At 68.9% G+C, this 8,411-nt stretch carries 8 protein-coding genes and 1 pseudogene; 2 read left to right on the top strand and 7 right to left on the bottom strand.

All coding sequences use genetic code 11. The features are described 5' to 3' along the window. Positions 1–131, bottom strand: a pseudogene (locus G3N93_RS28910) (transcriptional regulator); the annotation flags it as partial. A 95-nt stretch (positions 132–226) separates the two neighbouring features. Here G3N93_RS28910 and G3N93_RS28905 point away from each other — a divergent pair. Then, on the top strand, positions 227–1,120 hold the full coding sequence (locus G3N93_RS28905; protein WP_206134497.1) for an SDR family oxidoreductase: 894 nt from the start codon (positions 227–229) through the stop codon (positions 1,118–1,120). Positions 1,121–1,179: 59 nt separating this feature from the next. Here the strand turns inward: G3N93_RS28905 and G3N93_RS28900 are convergent, their stop codons facing one another. From G3N93_RS28900 to G3N93_RS28880, 5 genes are all read right to left on the bottom strand, one after another. Then, positions 1,180–2,169, bottom strand: coding sequence for a zinc-dependent alcohol dehydrogenase family protein (locus tag G3N93_RS28900; protein WP_206134496.1), 990 nt, complete (start codon positions 2,167–2,169; stop codon positions 1,180–1,182). Positions 2,170–2,292: 123 nt separating this feature from the next. After that, on the bottom strand, positions 2,293–3,195 hold the full coding sequence (locus G3N93_RS28895) for a LysR family transcriptional regulator (RefSeq protein WP_174938474.1): 903 nt from the start codon (positions 3,193–3,195) through the stop codon (positions 2,293–2,295). A 79-nt stretch (positions 3,196–3,274) separates the two neighbouring features. Next, the gene (locus tag G3N93_RS28890; RefSeq protein ID WP_174938476.1) at positions 3,275–4,654 is read right to left on the bottom strand and encodes an FAD-containing oxidoreductase; all 1,380 of its coding nucleotides are present in this window, start codon (positions 4,652–4,654) and stop codon (positions 3,275–3,277) included. Positions 4,655–4,862: 208 nt separating this feature from the next. Next, positions 4,863–5,441, bottom strand: a complete 579-nt coding sequence (locus tag G3N93_RS28885; RefSeq protein WP_206124153.1) for a hypothetical protein — start codon at positions 5,439–5,441, stop codon at positions 4,863–4,865. Positions 5,442–5,490: 49 nt separating this feature from the next. Further along, positions 5,491–5,955, bottom strand: a complete 465-nt coding sequence (locus tag G3N93_RS28880; protein WP_174938480.1) for a GNAT family N-acetyltransferase — start codon at positions 5,953–5,955, stop codon at positions 5,491–5,493. A gap of 151 nt (positions 5,956–6,106) precedes the next feature. Here G3N93_RS28880 and G3N93_RS28875 point away from each other — a divergent pair, with 151 nt between their 5' ends. Next, positions 6,107–6,745, top strand: a complete 639-nt coding sequence (locus tag G3N93_RS28875) for a LysE family translocator (RefSeq protein ID WP_011356053.1) — start codon at positions 6,107–6,109, stop codon at positions 6,743–6,745. 87 nt (positions 6,746–6,832) lie between these two features. Here the strand turns inward: G3N93_RS28875 and G3N93_RS28870 are convergent, their stop codons facing one another. Further along, on the bottom strand, positions 6,833–8,044 hold the full coding sequence (locus G3N93_RS28870) for a hypothetical protein (protein ID WP_206134495.1): 1,212 nt from the start codon (positions 8,042–8,044) through the stop codon (positions 6,833–6,835). Positions 8,045–8,411 lie beyond the last annotated feature (367 nt).

The raw sequence follows: 8,411 nt of genomic DNA, 5'->3' as shown, positions 1-8,411 counted from the left end.
TGAGCGACTTCCTCGCGCCGCAGGCCCGGCGTGCGGCGGCGCGTGGCCGGCAGCCCGAGCGCGGCCGGGTCGAGTTTCTCGCGGCGGTCCCGCAGGTACGCGCCGAGCAGGTTGTCGGGGGCGTCAGCCATATCCTGTTAGTTCGTTTACCGGTAAACCGTCACGACTTCACCGCGAGCGGCCGTCGACAGATAGTAAGCCTCCATGCCATCCGGAGGTGTTGAACATGCGTGTCTTTGTTACTGGAGCGTCAGGGTTCGTCGGCTCTGCCGTCGTGGCCGAACTCATTGCCGCCGGGCACTCGGTGCTCGGTCTCGCGCGGTCCGATGCGGCCGCGGCGTCGGTCGCGGCGGCGGGCGCCGACGTCCATCGCGGGTCGCTGGAGGATCTCGACAGCCTCACGCGCGGCGCCGAAGCCGCCGATGCGGTGATCCATACGGGATTCAATCACGACTTCTCGCGCTTCGCGCAGAACTGCGAGCTCGACCGTCATGCGATCGAGACGATCGGTGCGGTGCTCGCGGGTTCGGCGCGGCCGCTGGTCGTCACGTCGGGCCTCGCGCTCGTCGCACCCGGTCGCGCGGCGACGGAAGACGATCCGCACGTGCCGGTGTCGTCGACTTACCCGCGTGCGTCCGAAGCAACCGCGGTCGCGCTGGAAGCGCGCGGCGTGAATGTGTCGGTCGCGCGCCTGCCGCCGTCCGTGCACGGCGACGGCGATCACGGGTTCGTGCCGCGCCTGATTGCGTTCGCGCGGGAGAAGGGGGCATCGGCCTATCTCGGCGACGGCGGCAACCGCTGGCCGGGCGTGCACCGGCTCGATGCGGCGCGCGTCTATCGGCTCGCGATCGAACGCGGCGCGGCCGGCGCGCGCTATCACGCGGTCGACGATACGGGCGTGCGGTTCCGGGACATCGCGGAAGTGATCGGGCGGCGGCTGAACGTGCCGGTCGTCGCTAAAACGGCAGACGAGGCCGGCGAACACTTCGGCTGGTTCGCGATGTTCGCGGGGATGGATGCGCCGGCCACGAGCGAGCGCACGCGTGCATCGCTCGACTGGGCGCCGACGCAGCCGGGGCTGCTGGCCGATATCGACCGGCCTCGGTATTTCGAAAGCTGAGCGCGCGGCGGGCGGTGGGCGTGCCGTCGTTGGCGAACGGCATGCCCGCCTTGCAACGTTCAGACCGTGACGACGATCTTCCCGACCTGCGCGCCGGCTTCCATGTAGCGATGCGCGTCGGCGATGTCGTCGAACGCGAACGTGCGATCGATCAGCGGTTTCAGCGCACCGGCTGCGAGCCCGTCGATGATGAAGCGCTTCGCGCGCTCGAGCCGCTGCGCGTCGCCGGTGATCTCGAACAGCTCGTAGCCGCGCAGCGTCAGGTGGCGCGCGAGCAGGTCCATCACGGGCACCGGGATGTCGCGCGTGTCGAGCGCGCCGTACTGGAAGTACGTGCCGTTCGTGGCCAGCGCGCGCAGCAGGTTCGCCGCGTCCGGGCCGCCGACCGGATCGAACACGAGGCGCGCGCCGGCGCCGCCGGTGAGGTCCGCCACTTGCTGCGGCAGGTCGGCAGGGCTGCCGACGATCACGTGCGTCGCACCTGCTTCGAGCAGCGCCTGGCGTTTCGATTCGCCGCGCGTCAGTGCGATCGGCACCGCGCCGACGTGGTTCGCGATCTGGATCGCCGCTTGCCCGACGCTGCTCGACGCGGCGCCGATCAGCACCGCGTCGCCGCGCTGCAGGCCGCCGAGTTCGATCAACGCGCCCCAGGCCGTGACGAACATCATCCACGTCGCGGCGGCGTCCTCGAACGACAGGCTTGCCGGATGCCTGACCACCGCATGCACGGGCACGTTGACGACCTCGCCGTACATCCCGTAGTCGGCGAACGAGAACGCCGGCACGACGCTCACCGCATCGCCTTCGACGAACGCCGTCACGTTGCGGCCGACCGCCGCGACGATGCCCGATGCCTCGTAGCCGAGCGACGCGGGGAAGCGCGGCATGAACGTGTATTCGCCGCTGCGGTACATGATTTCCGCGCGATTGAGGCCGATTGCCTTCACGCGCAGCTGGATTTCATCGGGGCCCGGCGCGGGCACGTCGACGGTGTCGATCTGCAGGACGTCGGGGCCGCCGACGCGGTGGAAACGAACGATACGGGACATGGAGAGCTCCTTCAATGAACGGGTGTCGATGAAGGAGCACTGTAGGCGGGTACCCGCGCCGGATAAACGCGCGACCCGATCATTGATTGTTATTCGAAGAATAACAATCGGCGCACACCTGTTCTACGCCGGATAACGCCGCGCAAACAGCTCGGTCAGCCAGTCGATGAACGCGCGCACCTTGTCGGACAGATGCGCGCGGTTCGGGTACAGCACCGACACCGGCTTCGGCTCCGCCGGCACGCCGGGCAGCAGTTCGATCAGCTGGCCCGAGTCGATGCTCGGCTGCAGCGCGGGCCGCAACGCATGCACGATGCCGAGGCCGGCCAGCCCGCAGGACAGCAGCGCTTCCGAGTTGTCCGTGAGCAGGCTGCTCGCGAGCTTCACGGAGACGGTTTCGCCGTGCGGGCGGAACGTCCATTCGAGCACCTTGCGATTGCTGCCGGTAAAGAAGTTGACGGCGCGATGGGCACGAAGGTCGTCGAGCGTGCGCGGCAAACCGTGGCGCGAAACATAGGCGGGCGACGCGCACGTGACCATCGGCACCGCGCCGACGGTGCGCGCGACCATGCTCGAATCCTTCAGCTTGCCGACCCGCACGACGCAGTCGATGCCTTCGCCGATCAGGTCGGCCGGCTGGTCGCTCGCGCCGAGCACGAGCTCGATCTGCGGATAGCGCTGCTGGAAATCGGGCAATGCCGGAATCACGACCGTCTTCGCCAGCGCGAGCGCGATGTCGATCCGCAAGCGGCCTTTCGGTATCGCCCGCTGCTTCGGGAATGACGCGAACGCGTCGTCGATGCTGCCGAGCAATTGCACGCAGCGTGCATGGAACGCCTCGCCTTCGGCAGTCACGCTGACGCGCCGCGTGCTGCGGTTCAGCAGCCGCACGCCGAGTTCCTGTTCGAGCTGCTGCACGGCTTTCGTCACGGCCGGCCGATGCAGTTGCAGCGCGTCGGCGGCCTGCGTGAAGTTGCCGCGTTCGACGATCTGTACGTAGATCTGCATCGCTTGCAGGCGGTCCATGGCGTTCCCGGGTGTCGTGGCGAGCGGCCATCTTCGCATACCGCTCGCCACCGATGCGACCCCCGCGCGTGGTTACCCGTCACTCGACCGGATGCAGGTCCTGCAGCAGCGTCGGCACGAGCTCCGACACGGTCGGATGGATGTGCATCGCGCGGCTGATCGTCGTGTACGGTGCACCGGCGGCCATCACGTCGAGCATCCCGTGCACGACTTCGTCGCCCGTCACGCCGAGGATCGATGCGCCGAGGATCGCGTGGCTGTCCGCGTCGACGATCACCTTCATGAAACCCTGGCTCTCGCCTTTTTCCACCGCGCGGCCGACGCGCGTCATCGGGCGCGTGCCGACGAGCAACCGCCGGCCTGTCTGTTTCGCTTCCGTGAGCGTCATGCCGACGCGACCGAGCGGCGGATCGATATACATCGCGTATGCCGTGATGCGGTCGGACACCTTGCGCGGATCGTTGTCGAGCAGGTTGGCCGCGACGATCTCGTAGTCGTTGTACGCGGTGTGCGTGAACGCGCCGCGCCCGTTGCAGTCGCCGAGCGCCCAGATGCCGGGCACGTTCGTGCGCAATTGCTCGTCGACCTCGATATAGCCGCGCGCATCGGTTGCGACGCCCGCGCGGTCGAGCCCGAGATCGTCGGTATTCGGCACGCGTCCGACCGCAAGCAGCAGGTGCGAGCCCGCGACCTCGCGGCCGCCGCCTGCGCAGTCGAGCCCGACCGCGATGCCGTTGCCGTCGCGTCGTGCGCTCAGGCAGGTCGCATCGAGCTGCACGTCGATCCCTTCGTTTTCGAGAATCTCGCGCACCGCCTGCGACACGTCCTCGTCCTCGCGGCGGATCAGGCGCGAGCCTTTCTCGACGACCGTGACCTTCGACCCGAAGCGGCGATACATCTGGCCGAATTCGAGCCCGACGTAGCTGCCGCCGACGATCACGAGATGGTCGGGCAGGAAGTCGACGTCCATCATCGTCGAGTTGGTCAGGTACGGCACCGTGTCGAGGCCCGGCATGGCCGGCACCTGCGCGCGCCCGCCGACGTTGATGAAGATGCGTTCCGCTTCGAGCAGGGCGTCGCCCACGCGCACCGTGTTGGCGCGCTCGAAGCGGGCGTGGCCTTGAAACACGGTCGTGTTCGCGAGGCCGCGCACCCATTGCTCGACGCCCTGGTTCGAGCGGCCGGAGATCTGGTCCTTGCGTGCCTTCACGGCTTTCATGTCGACGGTGACGGGGCCGCCGACCGACACGCCATATTCGCTGCCCCGCCGCGCGAGGTGCGCGGCGTATGCGCTCGCAATCAGTGTCTTGGTCGGGATGCAGCCGGTGTTCACGCAGGTGCCGCCGAAGCGGCCGCGCTCGATGATCGCGACTTTCATGCCGGCGGCGGACAGCCGCGCGGCGAGTGGCGGCCCGGCCTGCCCGGTGCCGATGACGATCGCGTCGAAGTGTTGCGTCATGACGTCCTCCTGTGCGGGTGCAGCGAGGGAACGCGTGCGGACGAGCCGCGTGCGGGGCCGGCGCACGGTCGCGCGACGGCGAGCGCTTATGGTAGCCCTGTTGGCGTGTGCTCGCGAGTGCGGGAGAAGCGGGATGTGACTGCGTCCGGCCGTGCCCGCGCCGGCCGGCGTGCGATGCAACCGGCCGCAGCGTGTTGCCCCGGCCGCGTCAGTCCTTGCGTTGCCACTGACCGAACGACACCGGCCGGTGCGCGTCGGCGCGCGTGACGGTGACGTGGTCGGGCTGGTCGTCGAGCGGAAACGATTGGGTGACGATGCGGCTCGAAAACAGCCACCCGTGCGTGTGCGGGTCGTAGCGGAACGTCACGTAGTCGCTCCAGTGCTGCCCGCACGCGACGAAGTTCTGCACGGTGAAATAGCGGCCTTTGATCGCGAAGCCGTTGTCGGCGGCGTCTTCGGGATCGAACGGGTCGCACTGGCCGCCTTCGTTCGCGCGCAGCACGACCTGGTCGTTGCGCGCGACGAGCCGGAACGCGTGATCCGGTTGCTCCTCGAAGATCAGCAGCGGACGCGGCGACGGCTGCTCGCGCGTATCGACCGCCCGATGCACGACGACGAGAAAGCTGTGACGCCCGTTGTCGAGCTCCGGCCCGGCATGCGCGAGCAGCGGCTGGTAGCCGGGCGGCAACTGCGCGGCGATCGATTTCGGCAGGTCGCCGGCGCGGGCGTTGAACGAAAACGCGGCGAGCAGCGGGAGGAGCACGAAGGGCAGGCGGGAAACGCGCATGACGGGGTGTCCGGTCGAAAGGAAGAAAGAGGTGCCGATGGCGTGGCGGTTACAGGTCCCGCCCGAGAAACTCGGTGCCCGGCACCGGATTGAACGCGACCGGCGGCGCAGGCGTGAAGCCGAGCGATGCATACAGTTTCCGGGCCGCGACGAACTCGGGCAGCACGTCGAGGCACATGCGCGCGTAGCCGGCCGCTTTCGCGTCGTGCAGCAGCCGTTCGACGAGCTGGCGGCCGACGTTCAGCCCGCGCGCTTCGGGGCGCACGTAGACGCGCTTCATCTCGCACGTCGTGTCGTCGATCTCGCGAAACGCCGCGCAGCCCACCACGCGCTCGCCGTGCCAGGCGAGCAGCAGCAGCCCGCGCGGCGCCGCGTACTTGCCGGGCAGCGCGGCGATCTCGGGCTCGTAGTCCTGGAATTCCAGGCTGACGGTCGGGCTCGCGATGTACTCGCGGAAGATCGCCTCGACGACGCGGGCGTCGTCGGGATAGTGGGCGGCGCGGATCTCGATCATGGGTGGCGGCGCGAATGACGGAAAAGAGGGCCAGCATAGCAGTGAGAGGCGGCTTTCGGCCATGCGTGAAGCGTGCCAGAATCGTCGCTTCGACCGTCGGAAACGACACGCAGGCGTCGGCGATTCGGCGTCGCTCACCAAGGAGACTTCGATGACTGCATCGGCTGCCGTACTCGCCATCCTGGCTGCGCTGTTTCTCGGCGCGATGATTCCGGGCCCGAGCTTCGTGCTGGTTGCCCGCAATTCGATCGGTCTGTCGCGCCGCGACGGGCTCGCCACCGCGCTCGGCATGGGCATCGGCGGCATCGTGTTCGGCGGCGTCGCGCTGGCCGGGCTCTATACGCTGCTGCAGGCCGTCGAATGGCTGTACGTGGGCCTCAAGCTGGCGGGCGGCGCGTACCTGATCTACATGGCGTCGAAGATCTGGCGCGGCGCCGACCGGCCGATCGCGATGGACGATCCGCAGGCGATGGCCGGCGGCAGCGCGCGCAAGTCGTTCTGGACGGGCCTCACGACCCAGCTCAGCAACCCGAAGACGGCGATCTGGTACGGCAGCATCTTCGCGGCGCTGCTCCCGCAGCATCCGCCGCTGTGGTGCTATCTGGCGCTGCCGCCACTCGTGTTCGGCGTCGAATTCGGCTGGTACACGATCGTCGCGCTGTGCTTTTCCACGCGCCGGCCGCGCGAGCTCTACCTGCGCGCGAAGAAGTGGGTCGACCGCGTCGCCGCTGGCGCGATCACGCTGCTCGGCCTTCGCCTGATCCTGAATGCACCGAAAGCGGGCATCTGACCGCTTCCATTCCCGATCTGCATCGCCCGGCGGCCGGCCATTCCCGTGGCCGGCTGCCGGCGCGCCCCGCGCGAACGCGCATCGGCATCAGGCTTCGCTGAACCGCGCCAGCAGCGCCGCGAACTGCGAGTCGTCCGGAAACTCCTTCACTTCATAGCGCACCGGGTGATGCCCGGTGGCCGTCATCAGGTCGCCGCAGGTGCGCAGCAGCTCGGCCATCGGCACGTAGGCCGACTGTCCGGTCGACTCGCGATGGAGCGCGACGATATCCGTCTCGGGCAGCAGGGACGGCACGCCGTCGCTCCACACGCCGACGCTGAACAGGCTGCCGTCCTGGCGCTTGTACACCGAGTAGGTCGCCACGAAGATGTCGGTGCCGTCGCGCTCATGCACGTCGTTGAGCAGCATCCGCTGATCCTGGTAGTCGCCCGCGAGCTCGCCGATGCGCAGCGCATGCAGCTTCGCTTCGAGCCCTGCCGGCACGAAGCGCTGCCAGGCGGCGCCGTCCCAGCGCAGCATCAGCGGCGGCAGCGCGCGCGGCTGCGCCTGCGCCTGTTCGGCGAGGTCGACCATGGCGGCGAGCCCGGCCGGATTGCGGTCGCCGGTGAGCAGCAGCACCGCGCGGTTCGGCGCCATCACGACCGGCGCGCCGGCGATCGGCTGCCGGTGGAGCAGGTCGGTCAGCAGCAGCCGCGCCGCGTCGTAGGAGTCGTCGAATTGCGACACGAATACCCCGTTCGGCAGCGCGGCCCACGGCGTCGACGATTCGGCCCGCAGGTTGTCGATCGCGATGTCGCAGGCTTCGTCGAACGAGACGCCCCATTGGTCGAGCGTGGAGGTCGGCAGGCGCGCGATGTTGAACTCGCCGTCGTATGCGATGCCGATCTCGAGGTTCTCGCACAGCGGCCGGAACGCCAGCTCCGTAATGCCGAACTGCCCGGCCGTTTGCAGCGCCGTCACGCAGCGCTCGGTCGCGCTGCGGATCACGGGGCGCAGCCTGGCGCGCGCGGCGGCGAAATCCGCCGGGATCTCGTGCTGCAACATCGCGTTCGCCTGGCGCTTCAGCACGGTGTCGCGCTCGGACGGCTTCGCGGCCGCGTAGTCGCGGAACAGGTTGTGCAGGTTGATGATGTTCGACGGGACATCCGACTGGACGAGACAGCCCTTCTCGTCCTCGTGGCGCCAGGTGCGCGTGTCGCCCGATGCGTGCAGCGTGGCGATCAGGCGTTCGGCGAACGCCTGCGGGGTCGGCGGTTTGCCGAAACGGTCGCGCAGGCGCGTGACGAGATTGGCAAGCATCGTGTGCGGTCGGGCCGGGCCCGTCTGTTGTCGTTGTGGGTCGGTGGCGCCCGCTCTCGGAGGCGCCGCCCGCGGCCGGCACGCATGGCTCGACGGGTGCTGCGATGGTAGCGCAACGCGGCAGGTATCGTCGGACGATATTCGCGATCGGTGGGCGAGGCTGCTGCGGGCGAGGGCAGAGAGAGGCAGAGGCAAGGGCAGAGGCAAGGGCAGAGGCAAGGGCAGAGGCAAGGGCAGCGGCAACGGCAGAGGCAAGGGCAGAGGCAAGGGCAGCGGCGAGGGCAAGGGCAAGGGCAAGGGCAAGGGCAAGGGCGAGGGCAAGGGCACGGGCAGAGCCGAGGCCAAGGGCCACGGGGCCGGACACGGC

Origin of the sequence: Burkholderia sp. Se-20378 (assembly GCF_017104665.1) — a bacterium.
Classification (GTDB): domain Bacteria; phylum Pseudomonadota; class Gammaproteobacteria; order Burkholderiales; family Burkholderiaceae; genus Burkholderia; species Burkholderia lata.
This window is presented reverse-complemented; position numbering and strand designations above follow the sequence as displayed.